A 21,087-nucleotide genomic window follows, 5' to 3' on the forward strand; every position below is an offset into this window, starting at 1 on the left:
CTGCGCACTGCGTTCACCTCCGGGCAGTCAGCCTGCGGCCGGCTCGACTCGGCATCCATGCCTCGGTTCGCCTTATTCCGCCGTCCGGGCGGAATAACCTTGTCTTCCTTTCTGCGGTTCACCGGTCTTACGCGACACAACCCTCGCTGCAAGTAGCGGGGATTTTTGTGTTGTGTGGTGTGGCTGGGGGATTTGTGCATTGTCTGTTCTTTTTGATTTTTGCTGAGATATTACAGGCGGGTGTGGGGTGTGGCCTCTAAATCGTTGAGGCGTGCCTGGCGGGCCGGGGCTGCCTGCAGGACGCAGGCAGAGCGACGGGAGGCAGGAAGCCGACTCGGAGCGGTACCCGAACAGGCCGCCGGGGTAAGCCGAATGTCCGCGTAGCGGCGATTTTGCCGGCCACAAAAGGGGGTGCAGGGGGCCAGTGCCCCCTGCGGGCGCCGGGCGCAGTTGGTGAGAAAAATCAGTGTGGCTGACACGGCGCGCAATTTGCTCTGTGCTGGCAGATTATTGTTACAGTGGTGAAAGTTCCGTTCACCGGAAGTGATGCGCTTAATGTGGCTTCACAGCCAGTGAACGGGCTAAAGGGGGCTCGCCCCCTTTGCAATCCCCGTTTTCGCTGGCGACCGGTGCTGCGCACTGCGTTCACCTCCGGGCAGTCAGCCTGCGGTTCACCGGTCTTACGCGAGCAGGCCTCGCTGCAAGTAGCGGGGATTTTTGTGCTGTGCTGAGTGGCTGTAAGTCCTGTGTCCGGTATATCTTTCTAATGTTTTTTGCTGTGAGCATGCAGGGGGCAGTTGGTGAGAGAAAGCAGAGCGATGGACACGGTGCGCAACTGGCTCAGTACTGGCAGATCATTGTGCTGTGACAGGGTATTCTCCTTGCATGACCATACTCAGTGCGGCAGGTAATACTGTCAGAGTGACCAGTGTCGCGACCAGCAAGCCGCCGATGATGGCATAGGCCATCGGCCCCCAGAATACTTGTTCAGAAATTGGCAACATACCCAGGATTGCAGCGCAGGCAGTTAGCAGAATTGGCCGGGCACGGTGTTCTGCTGCCGCAATAATCGCAGTATCAAACTCCATACCTTTTTGCAGGTTACTGTCTGCCTCACTGATCAGAATAACCGCATTGCGGATTATCATCCCTGCCAAAGCGATAACGCCCAGTAGTGCAACAAACCCCATTGGTATACCGGCTGGCAGCATTGCCAGAACAATACCAATAAGGCCGAAAGGTGCCATCAATAGCGCCAGAAGCATCCGGGAAAAACGCTGGAGCTGTATCATCAGCAAAATCAGCATCACAACTAAGGTCACTGGCAACACAGCATAAACGGAACGATTGCCTTTATCCGATTCGGCCACCACTCCGCCTTCTTCAATCTGGTAGCCATCTGGTAATGTGGCTCGCAAGTGGTCAACTTGTGGCTTCAGCCGTTGTGACACAGTTTCTGCTCGCATGCCCGGGGCCAGGTCAGTCTGAACGGTGATAAAAGGCAGTTGCTGGCGTCGCCAGATAACCGGGTCTTCCACTCCCCATGCCAGTGTCGCAACCTGGCTGAGCGGAATCTTCTCCCCTTGCTCATTTGTCAGCAACAGGCCAGACAATGTCGCAATATCCTGGCGTTCAGCATCACTGGCTCTTAGCACTACGCCTTGCAACCTGTTGCGGGAACGTAAGGTTGTCACTTCACTACCAGACCAAATGGTCTGCAGTGTTTGGGCAATACTCTGCGAGGAAACACCTGCGGCCCGGGCGGCGGTTTGATTAATTTGTACGGTAATGACCCGTTCCGGTTCACCCGCAGTAAGGTTAACTTCACGAGTATAAGGGCTGTTGCCCAGAACAGAAGCCAGTTGATGGGCAATCACCTGAACTTTGGCGTATTCCGGGCCGGTTATTCGGTATTTCACCGGCCAGCCAACCGGCGGGCCTAATTCCAGTGGGGAAACACGGGTAGTGATATCGCTGAACGACTGGGATAGCAGTGTTTGCAGGTATTTTCGTAACCGGTCCCGGGCCTTGAGATCTTTCGCCACAATAACCAACTGAGCGGTATTTTCGTTATCCAACAAAACATCCATCGGCAGATAAAACCGCACAGCACCAGAACCTACATAACTGGAGAAATGATCCACATCAGGATTATGTATTAACACCTTTTCCAGCCGTTCAGTCTGCCGGGCGGTTTCCGTTTGTGATGCATTTGCCGGTAACGTCAGGCTGACCAGTAACTCTGGCCGGTCGGAAGCTGGAAAGAATTCACCCTGCATAAAAGTGGCACCATAAGCAGCCAGACCCAGCAGCATAAGGGCTGCGCCGATAGTGATTACCCGGTGTCGCAATACACAGCACAATAGTTGGTGGTAGCCACGCCGGAGCCTTCCACCGGAATGGGATGAATGCTGTGAACTGATTTTTGCCGGTAAGATCCTCACGCCAATCAGCGGTGAGAACACAATGGCGACAACCCAGGAGCACAACAAAGCGATTAGCATCACCGCGAACAGCGTAAAGCAGTACTCCCCTGCACTCGATGCAGCAAAACCGACAGGAATAAACCCGGCTATCATCACCAGTGTTCCAGTCAGCATCGGGAATGCGGTGGTTTTAAACGCACAGGAAGCGGCTTCCTTGCGAGTGTCTCCCATTTCCAGGCGAGTGACCATTGTTTCAACGGTTATCATAGCGTCATCAACCAGTAGCCCAAGAGCAATGATGAGCGCACCAAGTGAGATGCGCTGTAAGCCAATACCCGCCAGCATCATCCCGGTAAATGTCAGTGCCAGTACTAATGGTATTGCGGTGGCAACAACCAGCCCGGCGCGCAGTCCAAGTGATACAAATGAAACTGCAAGTACGATAATAATCGCTTCAACAAGAACTCTGACAAACCCATGAATAGCCTGGGTAACCACTGCAGACTGGTCGGCAACTTTGACCATTTCAATGCCCCGGGGCAATTGTTCGCTGAGCCGGGTCATGCGTGTATTCAGCGCATTGCCGAATGCCAGAAGGTTACCGCCTGAAACCATAGAAATTGCCAGCCCAATAGCGGGCTTACCATTGACCCGGAAGGTGGGTTCAGGTGGTTCGGTATTTTCCAGGTGAATAGTGGCAATGTCTGTCAGTGGAATATAACGATCATTTATGTGTAGCGTGATGGCCCGCAGGCTATCTGCTGTAGTTAGCGCCCCACTGACGTGCAGGGCGATGTTTTCGTGGTCTGTGCGCAAAACACCCGCAGGCTGGACGGCATTCTGTGCACTCAGGGCATCACTGACTTGCTGCAGTCCAATTCCCATTCCCGCCAGTTTTTTGGGGGAAAAGGCAATAACCCACTGTTCGTCTTGTTCGCCAATAAGGTGAATTTTACCGATATCCGGCACGGAGATTAGCCGGCGGCGAATTGCCTCCACCCGGTCACGCAGTTCACGGGGGGTAAAACCCTCAGCAGTAAAGCCATAAATGGTGCCCCAGGTATCGTCAAATTCATCATCCACCACAGGGCCCTGAACGCCTTCTGGCAAAGAAGACGCAATATCCTGCATCTTTTTACGTACCTGGTACCATATTCCGGCTACCTGACTCGGCGGCGTATCATCCCGCAGGTTGACAAATATCACTGATTTACCTGCATGAGTGTCGCTTTCAACGTAATCCAGATGTGGGATCTCCTGTAATTTTTCCTCCAGCGTATTAGTCACCAGATTCACTGTGTCCTCGACATTTGCTCCCGGCCATGTTGCCGAGACGACCGCGGTTTTAATGGTGAACGCAGGGTCTTCATTGCGAGGTAAATGCTCATAGCTCAGGATGCCGCACACCATGACCAGCAGCATGAAAAATGCCACGAGTTGCTGGTTATTCAGTGCCCATGCAGACAAATTGAAGGTTAATTTTTCCGGGGGCCTGCTCATTCAATTCCCTCCCCGGGAGCAACCTTTTCTCCTTGCCGTAGTTTACTGACACCCGCAGTGACAACGGCATCTCCTGGGGTAACACCGCCGGATACCAAAATTGTGTTTGCGGTATATCCTCCCAGTTTTATTGGTCTGAGCACCAACTGGTGGGTTGCCTGGTCCACCACGAATACAGCTGGTTCACCGTTAATTCTTGCCAGCGAAGATGCCGGGAGTGAAATCAGTGCAGGCCCGGAGTCAGGCAGGCGGACCTGTACACTGGCCCCCAGCGCCATTCCCTGCGGCGGGTTTATCAGTTGGATACGAACCCGCCAGGTCCGGGTTTGTGGATCTGCTTGTGGGCTGATATCTCGCAAAATACCACGGGCGTGAACTGAAGGATCACTCACCAGTGCAACACTAAAATCACCATGGCGCTGTTCAAACAATTGTGGATTGGCCACATTGATAATGGCATCAAGGGTGTCTCCTGCCGCGAGTGTCAGTACGGTTTGCCCGGCACTAAGTACTTGCCCCGGTTGTGCATCAACCTGAGTGATAATACCGGCTGCAGGTGCTCTGAGTTGTGCCCAGCCAAGGTATTCCTGCGCTGTTTTCAGCTCCGCTTCACTGCTTTTGCGGCGTGAAACGGCCGATAACCACTCTGACTGTGCAGTATCAAACTGAACACGCGCAATGGCGCCAGAGGGCATGAGTTGTTTCATGCGTTGTAAATTCAGTGCGGCCAGGTGCTCCGCAGCAAGCGAACTCTCCAGGCTGGAACGCGCGCTGTTGAGTTGGTTTTGTTGCACGGAGCTTTCCTGTGTTGCCAGCAATTGCCCGGTTTTCACCCGGTCGCCCACATCTACCAGCCGAGCCAAAAGGCGGCCATCCTGGCGAAACCCGAGTGGCAGTTCATCATGAGGGTGGATTTCCCCGGTCTGCATAAACTCGCCGGGCCCGGATGCCGCAGGAGCCGTGATGGTGCGCACCGGGCGCGGAACCACCACCGGCTTCTCGGGTTTTCCGCCACAGGCTGTGAGCAGTAACGCAAGCGGGAGCAATACAAGAAGACTGTATCCCAGCAGAGGCAACCGGTTTGGTGCAAACAGGTGGTAAAAAACCTGCCGAACATAGTCGGGCAGGTCAGGAATATTATCCGTCATGGCGGGGCTCCTGAATGATATTCCGGCCATTACACCGAAACACTGTCAGGATTTACCCCCGCAATCTGTCAGGAACGTGTCAAGACAACTGAATTATTGGCAGGAAGCGTGATGGTGATAACCAGACCTTTATCGGCACCTTGCGCTGCATGGATAGCGCCGCCATGAGCCAAACAGATAGCTCGCGCAATCGACAGGCCAAGGCCACTACCGCCGGAGTGCCGCGCCCGTGATGACTCGCCGCGTGTAAAACGGTCAAACATCACTGGCAGAAATTCGGCTGCCACACCCGGGCCTTGATCACTAAACGCCATTGCATACCCGCCTGGTGTTTTCCGCACTGACGCAGTCAGTGAGCCGCCCTCAGAGGCGTACCGCAGCGCGTTTTCCATTACGATAGTCACAACCTGGCCGAGGCGGACGGCGTCAACTTCACAAGGGCAGGGAGTATCAGCGATAACATGCAGCGCCATACCGGCACTCTGCGCCTGTGGCGCCAGCCATGCCGCTTTTTCATGCAGTAACCCGGCGAGGTCTGTTACCGATTTATGCAGACTGAGCTGGCCCGCATCCGCCAGTGATAACAAGTGTAATTCATCAGTCAGGCGGCTAAGCAACTGGAGTTGCTTCATCACCATTTCCAGTTGTCTGGGCTCAGGAGTAAATACGCCGTCGATCATTCCCTGCAATCGCCCAATAGCGGCAGTAAGCGGTGAACGCAGTTCATGAGCCATTGCAACATGCGAAGCCCTTAGTTCGCGTTCATAGCGTGCCAGTTGCTGCATCATCGCGTTGAAGTTTTGGGTAAATCGGGACATTTCCAACGGAGCCCCGTCAACCTGTGCTGCCCGTGTGCTGAAATTACCTGCAGAGACTGAACCCGCCGCCGCTGCCAGGTGGCTAAACTGCACAGAGAGTGGCCGGGCGGAACGTAGCCCAAAAAACACGATGAAAGGAATGATGACCACGACCAGCAGCCCGACAGTCAGCCAGTCGGCTGAGGCTATCGACGGGTCGGAATAGCTTATTCCCCACCATGCATCAATAATCTCATGGAAACGAGCAGGGTTGGCTTCCGGGTGCGAGCGTAACTGCACAAACTCATTACGCAAATCCGCAGGCATATGGTGCAGTATCCAGATATTTTCAATGGCGTAACGTAACCACATGCATAAGGCAATAACCACAACGGAACCCACAGCCAGTGCCAGTACCCGCACGCAGATCCAGCGCCATAATGTCTGTTGCTGTAAAGTTTTCATGGCTGACGGAACCGGTAACCAATACCACGCACATTGACCAGTACGTCAGAAATGCCGGCAGCTTCCAGTTTTTTACGCAGGTTATAAATGTGCGTATCCACTGCTCGTTCCAGAGCATCGCTCTCTGGCAGGCAACGCTCCAGCAAATCCTGGCGTGAAAAAGGACGAACGGGTGCCCCCATCAATACCGTGAGTAAGCTGAATTCTGTTGGTGTCAAATCAATCAACCCCAGCTTTCCGTCGTTGCCACGCACTCCTGCTGTCATCATCGAGGTGTCAACTTCCAGTGTCTGCCAGCGCAATAACTGTATTTCCGGCTCCCGGAATACCCGCCGCAAAACTGCCTGCACGCGTGCAACCACTTCTCCTGGGTTATAAGGCTTGACCACGTAGTCATCTGCCCCGTATCGCAATGCACCAATTTTATCTGGCGCATCGCCCATAGCGGTCACCATAATGACGGGCGTGGTACTTTTGCGCCGTATTGCTGCCAGCACTTCTGTGCCATTCAGGCCTGGCAACATCACATCAAGCAATATAAGGTCAGGGCGCAACTGTTGGCTCATGTCCAGGCCAGACAACCCATCACCCGCAACACTCACTTCGTAGTTTTCTCGCCGTAAATATGCACTTAACACATCTGCCGCATCTGTATCATCTTCAATAATCAGTATTCGTTTTCCGGACATTCAGACCGCCTTGACCGTTTCTTAATAAACCCCTGACAGTTTACTGACACTGCCTCCGTATATTCACTGGCACACCCGGCCACCCTGACAATGGCCCGTTAACAATACAGGTACGGAGAAGCCACAATGATAGCCAGAAAACTGAAGTTGTATATGGCCTGTCTCGCTCTCACAGGCACAGCAACGGCAGTACGTGCCGACGACACCAGCCCTGCGCAGCGCAGCCTTTCAATTGGCATCGCCGGGCAAAATACCCCCCGTTACAGTGGCTCAGACAAACGTAACTGGCAGGTGGTTCCTGTTGTACAGGCCCGTGATGGCGCATTCTTTCTGGATTCAGAGAAAGGCGTGGGATACGACCTGCAAAGTGACAATGGGCTCTGGCTGGAGCATACACTGGGGTACAACCTGGGGCGTTCAGAACGTAATTCCCTCTGGCGGGATGGTAGTGACAAACTGAAAGGGATGGGGAACATCAACCCGGCAGTGAATACAGCCATTGCGGTTGGCTGGTCAGTCACTTCCTGGTTGACTCTGGAAGGCAAGGCTACTCTGCCTCTGAGCGAAAGCCAGGGCGTGAGTTACCAGACTTCTGTCACGCTGGTTCCCTGGCAGACAAGCACGGACACGGTTGCATTAAGCTCAGCGGCCTTATTTGGCGATAGCCGTTACATGAATACGAACTATGGGGTCAACATCAGGCAGAGCCGCCGTTCAGGTTACTCATTCTATTCAGCGCCCGGCGGGTTTTACGGTGTGGATACCAGCCTGACATGGGAGCACCAGCTAACTGAGCAGTGGGGAGTTCTGGTCAGTGTCGATTACCAGTGGCTGGGCTCCCATGCTGCAGACAGCCAAATTGTATCCCGCCGCAATGAAGTGGGAACTACATTGGGTGTGCTGTATTCATTCTGAGAAATGCGCGCGACCAGTTATTTGAACCTGGGCCGGTTAAATCTGAGTCCCGGCGATACGTAGTTTTTGCTTAAGACCTGTCTTATCAATGCCTGTTCAGTAGCCATATGGCGTGGAACAGGGTGTGAATCTTGCCGGGATAAAGCAAATCAATTGCTTTCATTTTTTTTTGAAAAAGCTAACCATAGGCGAATTGCCTATATCTTATTGCGCTATTTCTATTTGAGGACGTTATGAACTTCAGGCATCAATTGCTGAATATTTTGCACAGTTCACCCGAATCACGCATTTCACTTGCTCAACAGCTTGAAGTGACACGCCCTTATATCACCAAGCTTACCAATGTGCTGCTTAATGAAGGCATTATTGAACAGACCGAACAGCAGAGCTCAGGCGGTGGCCGCCCCAGGACTTTGCTGACGGTAAAAAAGCGCCACTATTACAGCCTCAATATTATGGTCAGGGCTCTGAGTCTTGAAGCCTCACTGGATGATTATAATACCGGGGAGAAAAGCGTTTCTGCCACACAATATCTGTTTAGTGAACCTGTTTCCTCAGAAGCATTTGCCAGTAAAGTCAATGAACTGGTGTCATCGGTTTGTTTGTCTGCGGGGATAAACTCCGGTCAACTTAAACATATCAGCATCGCATTGCAGGGAGGCATTGAGCAGGATACCGGCGTCGTCCGGTGGAGCCCTACATTTACGCAGGATAATATCTCGCTGCGCAACCAGGTAATGGCTGTTACCGGGCTAAGTGTTTCAGTGGTCAATATTGCCTGGTGTTCCAGCTATTTGTTGGGTAAGCAGAAAGGGCTCAAAGGTTCGTGGATTGCCTTAATGCCGGGGTTTGGCAGCCTTGGGTTTGGCTACTGGATTGATGGAAAGCCCGTATTTGGTGACAACGGTTTTTATCCTGAAATAGTACACCTGCCTTATCCGGGGGGGCTCGAAACTGCCTTTGCAGAGGCTCCTGATGGCCAACAAATTACCACCAGCATTGATGCCTTACTGTTTGCCATTTACTGTACGGCCACAGTTCACAATATTAAACATGTGATTTTGACTGGTGAGTTTTTTGACGATGTTCCTGCAAACTTTATTTCCCAAATTGAACAACAGTTAGCCAGTCACCCTGACCCTCATATTAAGAATATCCAGTTGCGCTACATTAAAACTCAGCGCTATTACAGTATGAAAGGGTTAATTCGGCTGAGTTCCGATGCCATTACCACACTGATAACATAAGTGTTTATGTGATCCCAATACCATTTCAGGAGCATTTTTTTTTACTTTGTTTCCTGTGTTAACTAAGTTGAATCATCATCAACAGAGGTAACAAGGATAAAAATGAAACGCCAGTATATAGCCGCAGCGCTAACGCTTGCTGCAACCTTCGCCTTCCCCTTCAATGCTATTTCTGCGGAATCTGTTCACTCAATGGCTGCCAAAGTCATCCCCTGGCAGGATAAACCGCGTGTATTTGTGTTATCCGATATTGGTAATGAACCTGACGACCAGATGTCTCTGACTCGCTTTTTGCTATACAGCAATGAAATGAATATTGAAGGGCTGGTGGCCACTACATCCACCTGGCAGCGCAGTAAAGTGAGCCCGGAAAAAATGGAACTGGTTCTCAGCCACTACGCTGAAGTGCAACCTAATTTACTTAAACATAAACCTGATTATCCCAGTGCTGCGCAACTTAAATCACTTATCGCGTCAGGCCAGAGCGGTTATGGAATGGCTGATGTAGGGCCAGGGAAATCCTCAGCAGGTTCTGAATTGCTGGCGAAAGCCATTGAACGCTCAACGGATAGCAAGAAACCGTTGTATATCACGTTGTGGGGTGGCGCCAACACGCTGGCACAGGCACTGACGGATCTGTCTGCCCGGCATCAGGCAGGTAACGTTGTTACGCTAACGAAAAACCTTATTGTTTACTCGATTTCCGACCAGGATGACGCCGGGCATTGGGTGCGGGTACATTACCCGAATATCACCTGGATTGTGGATCCTTCAAACCAACAAGGGGAGGATTACTCACGTGCAACCTGGACCGGCATCAGTGGAGACCGTTACTACCGGAATGGGGCGGGTGCCGACTTTACAACGGTTTCGCAGTCATGGCTGGATAAGAATATCCGCAGCAAAGGACCAATGGGAAAAGGTTATCTCCAGTATGCCTTCATAATGGAAGGAGATACACCTTCATTCCTTGGGTTAATTCGCAATGGACTTGGTAGTGAAATGAATCCCGGTTGGGGTGGTTGGGGTGGGCGGTACATTGTGCGCACTCCTCAAAATGAACCGCATCCTGTCTGGACCAGCGGTGGAGATTTTTTCCCGGGTAACCCCAATGGCGCGGATACAGTAAAGGGTACGGATGGGCACCAATATACCTCTAATCAGGCGACTATCTGGCGCTGGCGTGAAGCCTTTCAGCATGACTTTGCTGCCCGTATGGACTGGACCATTAAGGATTTCAAGCACGCTAACCATAATCCAGTGGTGGTAGTGAACGGTGTATCGGGGCAGCAGCCATTATTTATTACCGGGAAAGTTGGCTCCACAGTACAACTCACGGCTGAAGGCACTCACGACCCAGATGGCGATTCCCTAAGCTATAAGTGGTTTACCTATCCGGAAGCGACTTCCGCTGTTTCAAAACAGATAGACAGTAAACTGGTTCAGGGCGTGCGTGGAGAGGACTACCTCAGTGCACCTGCAGTGCTACAGATAACTCAGCAAAGTGGCCGTGAAGCGAGTGTGAAAATTCATAGCCCTGGAACAGAACACATTATTTTGGCAGTGACAGACACGGGGACGCCTTCGCTCACGTCATACCGCCGAATCATTGTGAGTGGGGAATAATTGCGTAAGACAGGCAGCTTTCGGGGTGCCTGTTATTGCACCGGGTGCCCGGGTTTTGGATCCGGGAATGACCACACTGTTGCTTTGCCCGGTGACACTTGCCTGTAATCAGAGCTAAATAATCTGACTCAGTCGGAGAGCCCGCATCCCTGCGGGCAAGGCAGTCTTACTCCTTAGCCATCGGTGTGCTGACTTCCTCTACTTTCTGGTCACCCTGAATCGTGGCGATATCCTGTTTAATCTGGTTTACGTCGTTTGCGGAGTGCAGCAGTTGGTAGGTTAAATCAAAGTGTGCGCTCTGGCCTGGTGCCAGTTGTTTCACACGTTTCTGTTCACGTTCAATGGTTACCGGGTAGGCATAGCTGGTGCCAGGCTCAATGCCGGTCACATAACCTTGTTTCAGCGTATCGGTATTTTTCCACAGTGTCAGAACCGGAAGTTGTGTGGTATTAAAGTGAATGGCGGCACCTTTGTTGCCCGCTTTATTCACCACCGCAGCCAGTGTCTGGTGGTTGGCTCCAGACAGTGGAGCAATATTAAACACCATCTCGTCAAAGCCTTTGGTTGGTCCGGCATAGGTTTGCCAGGTGCTCAGGCCTTTTTTCGCATAGTCATTAAACGGGCTGATTTGCGCGATGGGCGCGAGGAACTGTGCGCCTTCTTCCAGAATCGGCTGACCAAAGTTACTGTGATAGATTATCTGGTAATCATGGTCGTAATCACCTTTATTGGTCAGTACGTCATGAATGCTGAACTGGCTGCTGCCCGGGACATATTGCAATTCTGTTTGGGTCTGCAAATCGGCTTTTTTAAAGGTGCTCTCTTTCAGTAAGCCGCGTACAGTAATGGTATAAGGTGCGCTGTCGCTTACGCTCACTTCCACTTTAGACGCCGGTGTATTCCCCGCTTTGCCGTGCAGGGTGTACAGCTGGCCATCAGCTGTGCCGGGGTGCCCGGTCCATTCATAACCGCAACGCACCATCATTTCATTAAACCCTTCCAGCCAGCCCAGCCCGTTACGGCTTTCCAGATTCATGTACGCCGGGTTGACCACCTCTTTAACCGGGGAATCCCAGCCCATCCGCACGCCAAACCCTTCCACATGCAGAATATCCATGCCCCGGGTGGGGATCAGGGTAATAGTCAGGCCATTTTGGCTTTTGATAACCAGCAGTTTACTGCCTTCCTGCTTGCCGCCATGCAGCACGGTTTGTTCAATGCTGAACGGAGATGATTTTATGTTCAGCTGATGGCTGGAAATATGCCAGTTCCCTTGTTCTGTATTGCTTTCAGTGTCTGTCAGCACCCAGGTTTTGGCTGCCACTTGTCCTGAAATCAGTAACGCGAGGGTAGAGAGGATCAGAGCTTTTTTCATCGGAACATCCTTTTTGCTGAATCGATTATGTTTGTTTCAGCAAAGACTAATTTCTCGGGTAACAAGAAAATGTGATCCTCTTCAATTCACAGTATTAAGTGTTATTTTATGTAAATAAATGGGATGTGGATCTGAATTTACGATGTAACAACTGATCTGTTGCTTTAATTTTGCGTTGTTTAATCTGTTTTGTTGTAACGATTCAGCTTTTGGAGTCGGAAATATAATTCAGCACCTGAAGGCTGGTCAGAAAAGTATGCCGGTACAGGGGAGTACCCGGGGCATAAGTGGCAGGGCTGCAATATGAGTAGAGTGAGAAATACTGGCAGCAGGCATAGCAAAAAGCAGCAACCAACAGGCCGCCATGGGGATGGTGAATAAAACTGGCTGCCATCAGGAATGGCAGCCGGAAGATTAATCCTGGTTTTCGGCCAGATCGCGCAAGTATTGAAAGATCAGGCGGCTGGATTTGGGCGGTTTATTGCCAGCAACTTCTTTCTTGGCATTACGCGCCAGGGAACGTAATTGCTGACGGTCAGCATCCGGATACAGGCGCAGTACTTCTTCAATGGCTTCATCGCCACCAGTAATCAACTGGTCGCGCAGGCTTTCCAGCTTGTGAAACACAACAACCTGTTGGTTGTGGCGGTTTTTCAGCTTATCAAGCGCCTGGCGAATCGGGTCCACATCACGCTGGCGCAGCATTTTCCCAATCAACTGGATTTGGCGGCGACGGCCTTCTTTCTTGATCCGTTGTGCCAGTTCCACTGCAGCACGCAGGTCCTGGTCCAGTGGGATTTTATCCAGCGCGTTTTTGCCAAGTTCAGTTAACTCAACGCCGAGACGTTTCAGCTCTTCTGCGTCGCGCTTAATTTCACTCTTGCTGACCCAGATAATTTCATCATCTTCGTCCTCTTCGTTTTGGCTATCGGGGACGTCATCGAGCCAGTCTTCAGGCTGTTTTGTCATATCAGGCTCCTTAAAAAGAGGCTAATACTACCAGTTAAGGTGCGCACTGCGAAATGGTTCTCTGTTAGACTGTCAATTAACTTACCTTACATTATGGCATTGGCGATGAAAGTAATCACTCAAGTTGCACAACAACGTAAAGCACTGGAAGAAGCGGTAGCCCATGCGCTGGAACTCGCCTCCGGTAAGGCGGATGGCGCAGAGGTCGCAGTCAGTAAAACGACGGGTATCAGCGTAAGCACCCGTTACGGCGAAGTCGAAAACGTAGAGTTTAACAGCGATGGTGCGCTGGGAATCACGGTGTATTCGCAAAACCGTAAAGGTAGCGCTTCCTCTACGGATTTGAGCAAAGAGGCGATTGCCCGCACAGTGCAGGCGGCGGTGGATATCGCACGGTATACCTCGCCAGACCCGTGCGCTGGTGTGGCGGAAAAAGAGTTGCTGGCATTTGAAGCCCCGGATCTGGACTTATTCCACCCGGCGGAAATTTCTCCGGAGCAGGCTATCAGCCTGGCTGCCCGCGCAGAACAGTCTGCGCTACAGGCCGACAAACGTATAACCAACACCGAAGGCGGCAGCTTTAACAGCCACTACGGCATCAAAGTATTTGGTAACAGCCACGGCATGCTGCAGAGCTATTGCTCCAGCCGCCACTCTTTATCCAGCTGCGTAATTGGCGAGGCCAACGGCAGTATGGAGCGGGATTATGCCTATTCTATTGGCCGCGAAATGAGCGACCTGGAATCACCCGAGTGGGTGGGTGAAGAGTGTGCAAAACGCACTTTATCACGCTTATCTCCGCGAAAACTATCTACCATGAAAGCGCCTGTTATTTTTGCCGCAGAAGCGGCAACTGGCCTGTTTGGTCACCTGGTAGGGGCAATCAGTGGCGGTGCGGTGTACCGGAAATCCACTTTCTTGCTGGACTCTCTGGGCCAGCAAATCCTGCCAGAATGGCTGACTATTGAAGAGCACCCGCACCTGTTAAAAGGGCTGGCGTCTTCCCCTTATGATGGTGAAGGGGTGCGTACCACCCGGCGCGATATTGTAAAAGATGGCGTGTTGCAACAGTGGCTTCTGACCAGCTACGCAGCCCGGAAACTGGGCCTGCACAGCACGGGCCATGCAGGCGGGATTCATAACTGGCGTATTGCTGGCCGAGGCCTGAGCTTTGAGCAGTTACTCAAAGAGATGGGCACCGGCCTGGTGGTAACGGAACTGATGGGCCAGGGTGTCAGCGGTATTACCGGTGATTATTCCCGTGGCGCTTCCGGTTTCTGGGTAGAAAATGGTGAAATTCAGTACCCGGTGAGTGAAATCACTATTGCCGGTAATTTAAAAGATATGTGGCGCAATATGGTCACCATTGGTGACGATATTGAGACCCGAAGTAATATTCAATGCGGTTCGGTATTACTGCCGGAAATGAAAATCGCCGGTCAGTAATGTTTTCGGGTGCGACCTGCCGCACCCTTTATAAAAAAGGTGAGCCAATGCGTAAAACACTGTTAGCCCTGTTAGCGGCCTGTTCATTCTCTTTGGTAAGTACTTCGGTACTGGCGGAAGACCTTGGCGTAGATATGGACACTCTGGCCCAAAACTATAAAACCGTGATGAGCACCAAAGATGCCGGTGAACTTAAAACGGCACTGACCAATATGCGCCAGGCAGCAGAAGACGCGAAAAAGTCCACACCGGAAAAACTGGATGGTAAAGCCAGCGACAGCCCGGAAATGAAAGATTACCGCCATGGGCTGGATATGCTGGTTGGCCAGATTGACGGCGCGCTGAAACTGGCAGATGAAGGCAAAGTGAAAGAGGCGCAGGCTGCCGCGGAAAACTTCAAACAAACCCGCAATACTTACCATAAGAAATACCGCTAATCCTTTGTTTATTAGCCAGCCTCAATGAGCTGAAAGATAAGCCCGTCTTATTATAGTGCCCCGGTTTACCGGGGCATTTTGTTTGCCTCTTCTCTGTTTTTCCTGCTTTCCCCCATGCTTCATGCCTGCCAGAGGCTGGCTGCCAGTGTTTTTGTTTATCGTTATGGCGTAATGCGAAACAGATCACTCCCTGCCGCTGTTTTTCCACTTTGAAGTGGAAAACAACTTGCTACAAACCCCCGCACGCGCGCGATAGCTTAATAGCATCTCAATGAATCAAGGTAAGTCGCGTGGATAACAAAATGGCCCTGAATACGGGGGCTTCTCAGGAAGAACATGCTGCGGCGCTGGCCGGGCAGGTACTACGCCAGGTAGAGCAGTTGCTGGCAGAAAAAGGAATTTTTCCGACGCCAGTGCAGCAACAAATGCTGGTGTCGCATCTTCGGGCCATGGCGTGGCGCTCAGTAAGCGGCGAACCGTTGCCCGAAGTGGACGCCAGTTTGTTTGATGAGATCCCGCAACCGGCAATGCAACTGGCTAAAACAGTGGTCGATATCTTCGGCAACTTACCCCAGGAAGAAGTCTGGTTGTTATCTGTCCATTTCGCAGTAGCAAAAGAAAACGGTGTCAGTTAAGGAGCGCACAGTGGAACAAATTACAGTGGTTATTGGCGACCGCCTGGGAAAAGGGCAGAAGGTTGCAGCAGGTGTGGAAAAAGCGGGTGGGCGCGCGGTTGTGGTACCGGGTGTCGCAGCTGATATGAAACTGGGTGATGTCATGAAAGCTGAACAGGCAACCTTTGGCATCTCGTTTTGTGGCAGTGGCGGTGCCGGGGCAATTACAGCCCAGAATAAACATGGTTACAAAGCCAAATACGGCATGCGCTCAGTGGATGAAGGCGTCACCGCAATTAAAGAAGGCTGCAATGTCCTCGGGTTTGGTTTTATGGACATCGAAGAACTGGGTATTCGCCTGGTTGAGGCCTGGCAGAAAAAATACGGCAACGGCTGATGAAACAATTATCAACAACCACCGTCAGCGTGCAGGGAAAGGGCGTCTCGAAAGCGGCTGCTTTTTCTGATGCGTTTTCCCATATCCAGCGTGAGGTGTTGAAAGGCTCTTCACAGGTATTACTGCGCATTGAACCACAGGATGTGAAAGTCATTGCCGCCCGCCAGTTTGTGCGGAAAGAGGCGTTTCTGTTTTTCTTTCTGCGCCGTGAACGACGGACATTCAGCGTTGAGCTGGAAGTCACCGTCAATGTGACGGCGATAGATCCAGAACAGGTGGATTTTATCGCTCAGTAAATAACGTGATACCCGAGGGTATTCGGGGTGCAGGCAGCGGGTTACGCAGTACCCGCGCGGACAATTGCCAGTGCTCAGGCGAGTACGGGTTGCCCATACGCCAGCAATCTGGAGCCCAAACGGTACCTATGCACGGCATCCTTCAGGTGTTTTTCTTGTTGGCTGCACCTGCGCAGCGGTATTTCTGTGCCGTTACGCATCCTGAAAGGTCTTGTGTATAAAAACAAAAAGGGCAGGACGTATGTTTTTCATCATATTAATAAAATCGCTCATTATTGGCGGGCTGGTCGGTGTGGGAGTTGGGGCCGGCGCCGCACGTATGTTCCATGCACCGGTGACACAAGGTATGGGGGCATTCCGTACGCTGGGTGAACTGAATGCCTGCGAAGGCGACCCGGCATCACACTTCTCCTTTGGGCTGGGTTTTTTCTTTAACGCATGGGCTTCTTCGGTTGCCGCCGGGTCATTCACTCAGGATGTTGACCACCGCATTATCCCCAACTGGGGTGTTGCTGCTCTCATGATAAAAAACCGTGATATCACCCAAACCCTGCATAACCCTAAAAAAATGGCGATTGCCTGTGGCCTGGTTGGCATGGTGGTGGTTGCCTTTCTTAACTCTACGGCATCTGCCGTACCCGCTGCTTTGCAGGTAACGGCAGTCAAAGTGTTGGTGCCTGCGGCTAACCTGCTGGTCAATACCGTTATGCCCGTTATTTTCTGGCTGGCTGCGATTGATGCCGGAAAACGCTCGGGCTTATGGGCCACCATTTTTGGCGGCCTGGCACAAATGATTATGGGGAATGCGGTTCCAGGCCTGGTGTTGGGCATCCTTGTCGGGAAAGGTGTGGAAGAAAGCGGGTGGAACAAAGTCACCAAAATCATGATGACGGCGATTATCACACTGTTTGTATTAAGTGCCTTCTTCCGCGGATTTGATCTGAAATTCCTTGAGTCGTTCCGCCTTGGCGCACCGAACTGGCTTGAACTGCTGCATAACTCGCTGAGCGGTAAATAAGGGGAAAGCAAATGGAAGATAACAAAGGTTTTTGGTACGCAGACTGGTCATTCCCTATTTTTGTTGGCCTGTTATCTGCAGGGGTATTCGCCGGAACACACATGTATTACCTGTATGGTATTGGCGCATTCAATGAAGTGGCGTTTGTGTCGATGTTGCGCTCAGGTATGGATACCGGGGTTTACGGAGCGGTAGCCGCATTTGGTGCCAGTTTTCTGTTTGCCCGCATTATTGAAGGCTCGCTGGTGGGGATTCTGGATATCGGCGGGGCAATTCAAACCGGCGTTGGCTTAGGTGTCCCGGCTTTATTGCTTGGTGCCGGTATTGTGTTTCCGGTAGCAAACTTTGCCGCATCACTGGCTACAGGGTTAGTACTTGGCCTGGCGATTGGCTACATCATTATCCTGGCGCGTAAGTTCACAATTAACCAAAGCGATTCCACCTACGGGGCCGATGTCATGATGGGGGCCGGGAATGCCTCTGGCCGTTTTCTTGGCCCGCTCATCATTCTGAGTGCCATTAGCGCCTCTATTCCTATTGGCCTGGGTGCTCTGGCAGGCGCACTGGTGTTCTACCTGTGGCAGAAGCCGATTACCGGTGGCGCTATTTTGGGTGCCATGGTGCTTGGCGCCATTTTCCCTATCGCAATCAGCTAAATACCACGCCAGTGGGCGCATTGCCTGCTGGCGTAAGGAGCAGTTATGTTCGATATGATCCTGCGCAGGGCTCGCCTGGTCGACGGTAGCATTACTGATATCGCCATTCACCAGGGGGTGATTGCGCAAGTCGGTAATATTAATACCCCGGCCCGGCAAGAAGTAACCCTGGGCGGGCGCTTTTTCCTCAGTGCCGGGTGGATAGACAGCCATGTGCACTGTTACCCCAAATCCCCCATCTACCACGATGAACCCGACAGCGTGGGAGTTGCCACGGGCGTAACAACGGTGGTGGATGCCGGCAGTACAGGAGCCGATGACATCGATGACTTTTGGCAACTGACCCGTGAGGCAGTCACCGAGGTTTATGCTCTGCTCAATATCGCGCGCCAGGGGCTGGTTACCCAGAATGAACTGGCGGATATGGCAAAAATTGATGCCAGTGCGGTCAGCCTGGCGGTAGCACGCCACCCGGATTTTATCGTCGGGCTGAAAGCCCGCATGAGCAGCAGTGTGGTGGGGGAAAATGGCATTGCACCTTTGCAGCGGGCAAAAGTGATTCAGCAGGAAAATGGCAACCTGCCTCTGATGGTGCATGTAGGCAATACGCCGCCAGACCTGGATGAAATCGCCGCGCTGTTGTCTGCGGGCGATATCCTGACCCACTGTTTTAACGGCAAGCCAAATCGCATTTTTTCCCCTTCCGGTGAGCTGCACGGCGCAGTACGGCAGGCGTTAAAACGGGGTGTCCGCTTTGATGTCGGGCACGGCACTGCGAGCTTCAGTTTTGCCGTGGCTGAAAAAGCAATCGGCATGGGGTTGTTGCCGCACACCATCAGTTCCGACATCTATTGCCGTAACCGTATCGACGGGCCAGTCAAAAGCCTGGCGTTGGTGATGGCGAAGTTCCTTGCGCTTGGCATGACGCTGGAACAAGTGGTGGCCTGCGTCACGCAGCATGCAGCCGAAGGGCTGCGCCTGGCGCGCAAAGGCCGCATAGCACCAGGGCTGGATGCCGATTTCACTCTGTTCGATGTGCGCCCATACCAGGGGGTACTTACCGACAGTGAGCAAAGTGTGCTGGCGGCATCAGAATGCATCGTTCCGCTGGCTGCAATGCGGGCAGGAACATGGTTTTTGACAGAACAAGGGAAGGCCGAACATGTCTTCAGTGTATGAGAAATATCAGGTTAAACCGGTCATTAATGCATCTGGCCGCATGACTATTTTGGGCGTGTCCACACCATCCAGTGCGGTTGTTGATGCAGTCACGCAGGGTATGCAGCACTATTTTGAAATGCATGACCTGGTTGAAAAAACCGGGCAGTACATTGCCCGGCTGCTTGAAACCGAAGCGGCAACTATTGTGTCCTGTGCCTCGGCAGGGATAGCACAAAGTGTGGCGGCAGTACTGGTCAAAGATGACGACTGGTTGTTAACTCACCTGCATGAAACGCCACTGACCCATAACGAAATCGTGCTGCCAAAAGGCCATAACGTGAACTTTGGCGCGCCGGTTGGCGCTATGGTTGCCCTGGGGGGCGGCAGGCTGGTGGAAGCGGGGTACGCCAACGAATGCAGCGCCCGGCAACTTGCTGCTGCCATCACACCGCAAACCGCCGCGGTGCTGTACATCAAATCGCACCACTGTGTGCAGAAAAGCATGCTGACTGTTAGCGAAGCCGCGCAGGTAGCCCGGGAGCATCAGTTGCCACTGATAGTGGACGCCGCAGCAGAGGAAGATCTGCGCTGCTATTACCAGGCCGGAGCAGATCTGGTGATTTACAGTGGGGCTAAAGCCCTGGAAGGGCCAACCAGTGGCCTGGTGGTTGGCCGGCAACCCTGGGTGGGCTGGGTACAGCGCCAGTCTGCGGGGATTGGCCGGGCAATGAAAGTGGGCAAAGAAGGTATTTTGGGGCTCGCCTGCGCTATTGAACAATATCTGCATGCACAGCACGAAACCGGGCAGCAAATGGTGGCGAAGATGTCCCCTTTCATTGAGGCGCTTAACCAACTGGATGGCGTGCAGGCGCGTGTGGTGTGGGATGCGGCTGGCCGGGATATCGCCCGGGCGGAAATGACCTTCAATGAAGCGGTAACCGGCCTGCCCACAGGCCAGTTGCTGGAGCAACTCAAACAAGGCGAACACGCTATTTATTTCCGGGGTTATAAAGCCAACAGCGGCATTGTCGAAGCCGATGTCCGCAGTGTTGATGCCCAACAATTAATGACGATTTTCCACAGCATTCGCGCTGTACTGAACAAGGAGACAACAGCATGAGCCTGAGCCCACGTTTTTACCAGGACCGCGTGTGCCTGAATGTTCTGGCGGGTTCCCACCAGAATGCGGTGGATATCTATGAAGCCGCAGAAGGTTATGTGCTGGTTGGCGTGTTATCCAAAAATTACCCGGATACAGAACACGCAGTGGCAGACATGCGCGAATATGCATCACTCATCAACAACGCGGTTTCGGTGGGGCTGGGTGCAGGCTCACCTGGGCAGTCGGCCATGGTGAGCGAAATCTCTCGCCAGATACAGCCACAGCACGTTAACCAGGTGTTCACCGGGGTTGCCGTCAGCAGAGCATTATTAGGGCAAAACGACACTGTAGTGAATGGCCTGATTTCCCCCACAGGCACACCCGGGTTAGTAAAAATCTCAACCGGGCCACTCAGCAGCCAGGCACCGGATGGCATTGTGCCCATTGATACCGCTATTGCATTGTTGAAAGATATGGGCGGCAGTTCAGTGAAATACTTCCCTATGGGCGGGTTAGCCTGCCGTGATGAATATATTGCGGTTGCAGAGGCCTGCGCACGCCAGGATTTCTGGCTGGAGCCCACCGGGGGGATAGACCTGGACAATTTTGAGGCCATCCTCGGCATAGCACTGCAAGCGGGTGTTAAACGCATTATTCCGCACGTGTACAGTTCCATTATTGAGAAAAACACCGGGCAAACCCGTCCTGGGGATGTGCGTACCCTGCTCAACAGTGTTAAAAAATATCTGGGGTAACCCTTATTCAGACTCACGGGCGCACTGGGGCGCCCGTGCCACCAGAGG

At 52.5% G+C, this 21,087-nt stretch carries 20 protein-coding genes; 14 read left to right on the forward strand and 6 right to left on the reverse strand.

Going from position 1 to position 21,087, the window contains the following annotated elements:
• A partial coding sequence (locus tag DT73_RS26855; RefSeq protein ID WP_235234558.1) for a hypothetical protein occupies positions 1-260 on the forward strand: 260 nt, incomplete at its 5' end.
• A gap of 594 nt (positions 261-854) precedes the next feature.
• On the opposite strand, the gene DT73_RS20065 is transcribed toward DT73_RS26855, so the two are convergent.
• The 4 genes from DT73_RS20065 to DT73_RS20080 all read right to left on the reverse strand — a co-directional run bounded on the left by DT73_RS20065 (position 855) and on the right by DT73_RS20080 (position 7,025).
• A complete protein-coding gene (locus DT73_RS20065) occupies positions 855-3,926 on the reverse strand; it encodes an efflux RND transporter permease subunit (RefSeq protein WP_036114110.1) in 3,072 nt (1,023 codons plus the stop codon).
• Positions 3,923-5,074: an efflux RND transporter periplasmic adaptor subunit gene (locus DT73_RS20070; RefSeq protein WP_036114112.1), complete on the reverse strand. Its 1,152-nt coding sequence runs from the start codon at positions 5,072-5,074 to the stop codon at positions 3,923-3,925. Before DT73_RS20070 ends, DT73_RS20065 begins: the two co-directional genes overlap by 4 nt.
• Before the next feature lie 68 nt (positions 5,075-5,142).
• Positions 5,143-6,336, reverse strand: coding sequence for a cell wall metabolism sensor histidine kinase WalK (locus tag DT73_RS20075; protein ID WP_036114115.1), 1,194 nt, complete (start codon positions 6,334-6,336; stop codon positions 5,143-5,145).
• Positions 6,333-7,025 carry a response regulator gene (locus DT73_RS20080; RefSeq protein WP_036114117.1) on the reverse strand — a complete coding sequence of 231 codons (693 nt, stop codon included), beginning with the start codon at positions 7,023-7,025 and terminating at the stop codon, positions 6,333-6,335. Before DT73_RS20080 ends, DT73_RS20075 begins: the two co-directional genes overlap by 4 nt.
• Positions 7,026-7,151: 126 nt before the next feature.
• Between DT73_RS20080 and DT73_RS20085 the strand changes: the two genes are divergently transcribed.
• The 3 genes from DT73_RS20085 (at position 7,152) to DT73_RS20095 (ending at position 10,813) form a co-directional block, all read left to right on the forward strand.
• Positions 7,152-7,940 (forward strand): MipA/OmpV family protein, encoded by a 789-nt coding sequence (locus DT73_RS20085; protein ID WP_036114121.1) that lies wholly within the window; start codon positions 7,152-7,154, stop codon positions 7,938-7,940.
• Positions 7,941-8,173: 233 nt separating this feature from the next.
• Positions 8,174-9,187 carry an ROK family protein gene (locus DT73_RS20090; protein ID WP_036114124.1) on the forward strand — a complete coding sequence of 338 codons (1,014 nt, stop codon included), beginning with the start codon at positions 8,174-8,176 and terminating at the stop codon, positions 9,185-9,187.
• A 102-nt stretch (positions 9,188-9,289) separates the two neighbouring features.
• On the forward strand, positions 9,290-10,813 hold the full coding sequence (locus DT73_RS20095; protein ID WP_036114128.1) for a nucleoside hydrolase-like domain-containing protein: 1,524 nt from the start codon (positions 9,290-9,292) through the stop codon (positions 10,811-10,813).
• A gap of 166 nt (positions 10,814-10,979) precedes the next feature.
• Here the strand turns inward: DT73_RS20095 and DT73_RS20100 are convergent, their stop codons facing one another.
• Together DT73_RS20100 and yjgA are read right to left on the reverse strand one after the other, a co-directional pair.
• Positions 10,980-12,188, reverse strand: a complete 1,209-nt coding sequence (locus tag DT73_RS20100; protein WP_036114131.1) for an aldose 1-epimerase family protein — start codon at positions 12,186-12,188, stop codon at positions 10,980-10,982.
• Positions 12,189-12,602: 414 nt separating this feature from the next.
• Positions 12,603-13,157, reverse strand: a complete 555-nt coding sequence (gene yjgA, locus DT73_RS20110) for a ribosome biogenesis factor YjgA (protein ID WP_036114137.1) — start codon at positions 13,155-13,157, stop codon at positions 12,603-12,605.
• A 93-nt stretch (positions 13,158-13,250) separates the two neighbouring features.
• Here yjgA and pmbA point away from each other — a divergent pair, with 93 nt between their 5' ends.
• The 10 genes from pmbA (at position 13,251) to DT73_RS20160 (ending at position 21,039) form a co-directional block, all read left to right on the forward strand.
• Complete coding sequence (gene pmbA, locus DT73_RS20115; protein ID WP_036114140.1) at positions 13,251-14,603, forward strand: metalloprotease PmbA; 1,353 nt, start codon at positions 13,251-13,253, stop codon at positions 14,601-14,603.
• A gap of 47 nt (positions 14,604-14,650) precedes the next feature.
• Positions 14,651-15,040, forward strand: coding sequence for a cytochrome b562 (cybC, locus tag DT73_RS20120; protein ID WP_036114201.1), 390 nt, complete (start codon positions 14,651-14,653; stop codon positions 15,038-15,040).
• A gap of 302 nt (positions 15,041-15,342) precedes the next feature.
• The gene (locus tag DT73_RS20125; protein WP_051691490.1) at positions 15,343-15,675 is read left to right on the forward strand and encodes a glycine dehydrogenase; all 333 of its coding nucleotides are present in this window, start codon (positions 15,343-15,345) and stop codon (positions 15,673-15,675) included.
• A 10-nt stretch (positions 15,676-15,685) separates the two neighbouring features.
• Entirely contained in the window at positions 15,686-16,051 is a 366-nt protein-coding gene (locus tag DT73_RS20130) for an SFCGS family glycine-rich protein (RefSeq protein ID WP_036114142.1), read from the forward strand.
• On the forward strand, positions 16,051-16,347 hold the full coding sequence (locus DT73_RS20135; RefSeq protein ID WP_036114145.1) for a DUF4312 family protein: 297 nt from the start codon (positions 16,051-16,053) through the stop codon (positions 16,345-16,347). The genes DT73_RS20130 and DT73_RS20135 overlap by 1 nt, the downstream gene beginning before the upstream one ends.
• A gap of 241 nt (positions 16,348-16,588) precedes the next feature.
• Positions 16,589-17,365: a DUF4311 domain-containing protein gene (locus DT73_RS20140; RefSeq protein ID WP_036114147.1), complete on the forward strand. Its 777-nt coding sequence runs from the start codon at positions 16,589-16,591 to the stop codon at positions 17,363-17,365.
• Positions 17,366-17,376: 11 nt separating this feature from the next.
• Complete coding sequence (locus tag DT73_RS20145) at positions 17,377-18,021, forward strand: DUF4310 family protein (RefSeq protein ID WP_036114150.1); 645 nt, start codon at positions 17,377-17,379, stop codon at positions 18,019-18,021.
• A gap of 45 nt (positions 18,022-18,066) precedes the next feature.
• Complete coding sequence (locus DT73_RS20150) at positions 18,067-19,200, forward strand: amidohydrolase/deacetylase family metallohydrolase (protein ID WP_036114153.1); 1,134 nt, start codon at positions 18,067-18,069, stop codon at positions 19,198-19,200.
• Positions 19,184-20,302, forward strand: coding sequence for a DgaE family pyridoxal phosphate-dependent ammonia lyase (locus DT73_RS20155; RefSeq protein ID WP_036114156.1), 1,119 nt, complete (start codon positions 19,184-19,186; stop codon positions 20,300-20,302). The genes DT73_RS20150 and DT73_RS20155 overlap by 17 nt, the downstream gene beginning before the upstream one ends.
• Positions 20,299-21,039 carry a KDGP aldolase family protein gene (locus DT73_RS20160; RefSeq protein ID WP_036114159.1) on the forward strand — a complete coding sequence of 247 codons (741 nt, stop codon included), beginning with the start codon at positions 20,299-20,301 and terminating at the stop codon, positions 21,037-21,039. The genes DT73_RS20155 and DT73_RS20160 overlap by 4 nt, the downstream gene beginning before the upstream one ends.
• Positions 21,040-21,087 lie beyond the last annotated feature (48 nt).

It is taken from the genome of Mangrovibacter sp. MFB070 (assembly GCF_000705335.1).
GTDB classification, from domain to species: Bacteria; Pseudomonadota; Gammaproteobacteria; order Enterobacterales; family Enterobacteriaceae; genus Mangrovibacter; species Mangrovibacter plantisponsor.

Bases quoted from the DNA above. Each gene is read 5' to 3' on its own strand.
- DT73_RS20065 (WP_036114110.1), bottom strand. From the start codon at position 3,926: ATGAGCAGGCCCCCGGAAAAATTAACCTTCAATTTGTCTGCATGGGCA.
- DT73_RS20070 (WP_036114112.1), bottom strand. From the start codon at position 5,074: ATGACGGATAATATTCCTGACCTGCCCGACTATGTTCGGCAGGTTTTT.
- DT73_RS20075 (WP_036114115.1), bottom strand. From the start codon at position 6,336: ATGAAAACTTTACAGCAACAGACATTATGGCGCTGGATCTGCGTGCGG.
- DT73_RS20080 (WP_036114117.1), bottom strand. From the start codon at position 7,025: ATGTCCGGAAAACGAATACTGATTATTGAAGATGATACAGATGCGGCA.
- DT73_RS20085 (WP_036114121.1), top strand. From the start codon at position 7,152: ATGATAGCCAGAAAACTGAAGTTGTATATGGCCTGTCTCGCTCTCACA.
- DT73_RS20090 (WP_036114124.1), top strand. From the start codon at position 8,174: ATGAACTTCAGGCATCAATTGCTGAATATTTTGCACAGTTCACCCGAA.
- DT73_RS20095 (WP_036114128.1), top strand. From the start codon at position 9,290: ATGAAACGCCAGTATATAGCCGCAGCGCTAACGCTTGCTGCAACCTTC.
- DT73_RS20100 (WP_036114131.1), bottom strand. From the start codon at position 12,188: ATGAAAAAAGCTCTGATCCTCTCTACCCTCGCGTTACTGATTTCAGGA.
- yjgA (WP_036114137.1), bottom strand. From the start codon at position 13,157: ATGACAAAACAGCCTGAAGACTGGCTCGATGACGTCCCCGATAGCCAA.
- pmbA (WP_036114140.1), top strand. From the start codon at position 13,251: ATGGCATTGGCGATGAAAGTAATCACTCAAGTTGCACAACAACGTAAA.
- cybC (WP_036114201.1), top strand. From the start codon at position 14,651: ATGCGTAAAACACTGTTAGCCCTGTTAGCGGCCTGTTCATTCTCTTTG.
- DT73_RS20125 (WP_051691490.1), top strand. From the start codon at position 15,343: ATGGCCCTGAATACGGGGGCTTCTCAGGAAGAACATGCTGCGGCGCTG.
- DT73_RS20135 (WP_036114145.1), top strand. From the start codon at position 16,051: ATGAAACAATTATCAACAACCACCGTCAGCGTGCAGGGAAAGGGCGTC.
- DT73_RS20140 (WP_036114147.1), top strand. From the start codon at position 16,589: ATGTTTTTCATCATATTAATAAAATCGCTCATTATTGGCGGGCTGGTC.
- DT73_RS20145 (WP_036114150.1), top strand. From the start codon at position 17,377: ATGGAAGATAACAAAGGTTTTTGGTACGCAGACTGGTCATTCCCTATT.
- DT73_RS20150 (WP_036114153.1), top strand. From the start codon at position 18,067: ATGTTCGATATGATCCTGCGCAGGGCTCGCCTGGTCGACGGTAGCATT.
- DT73_RS20155 (WP_036114156.1), top strand. From the start codon at position 19,184: ATGTCTTCAGTGTATGAGAAATATCAGGTTAAACCGGTCATTAATGCA.
- DT73_RS20160 (WP_036114159.1), top strand. From the start codon at position 20,299: ATGAGCCTGAGCCCACGTTTTTACCAGGACCGCGTGTGCCTGAATGTT.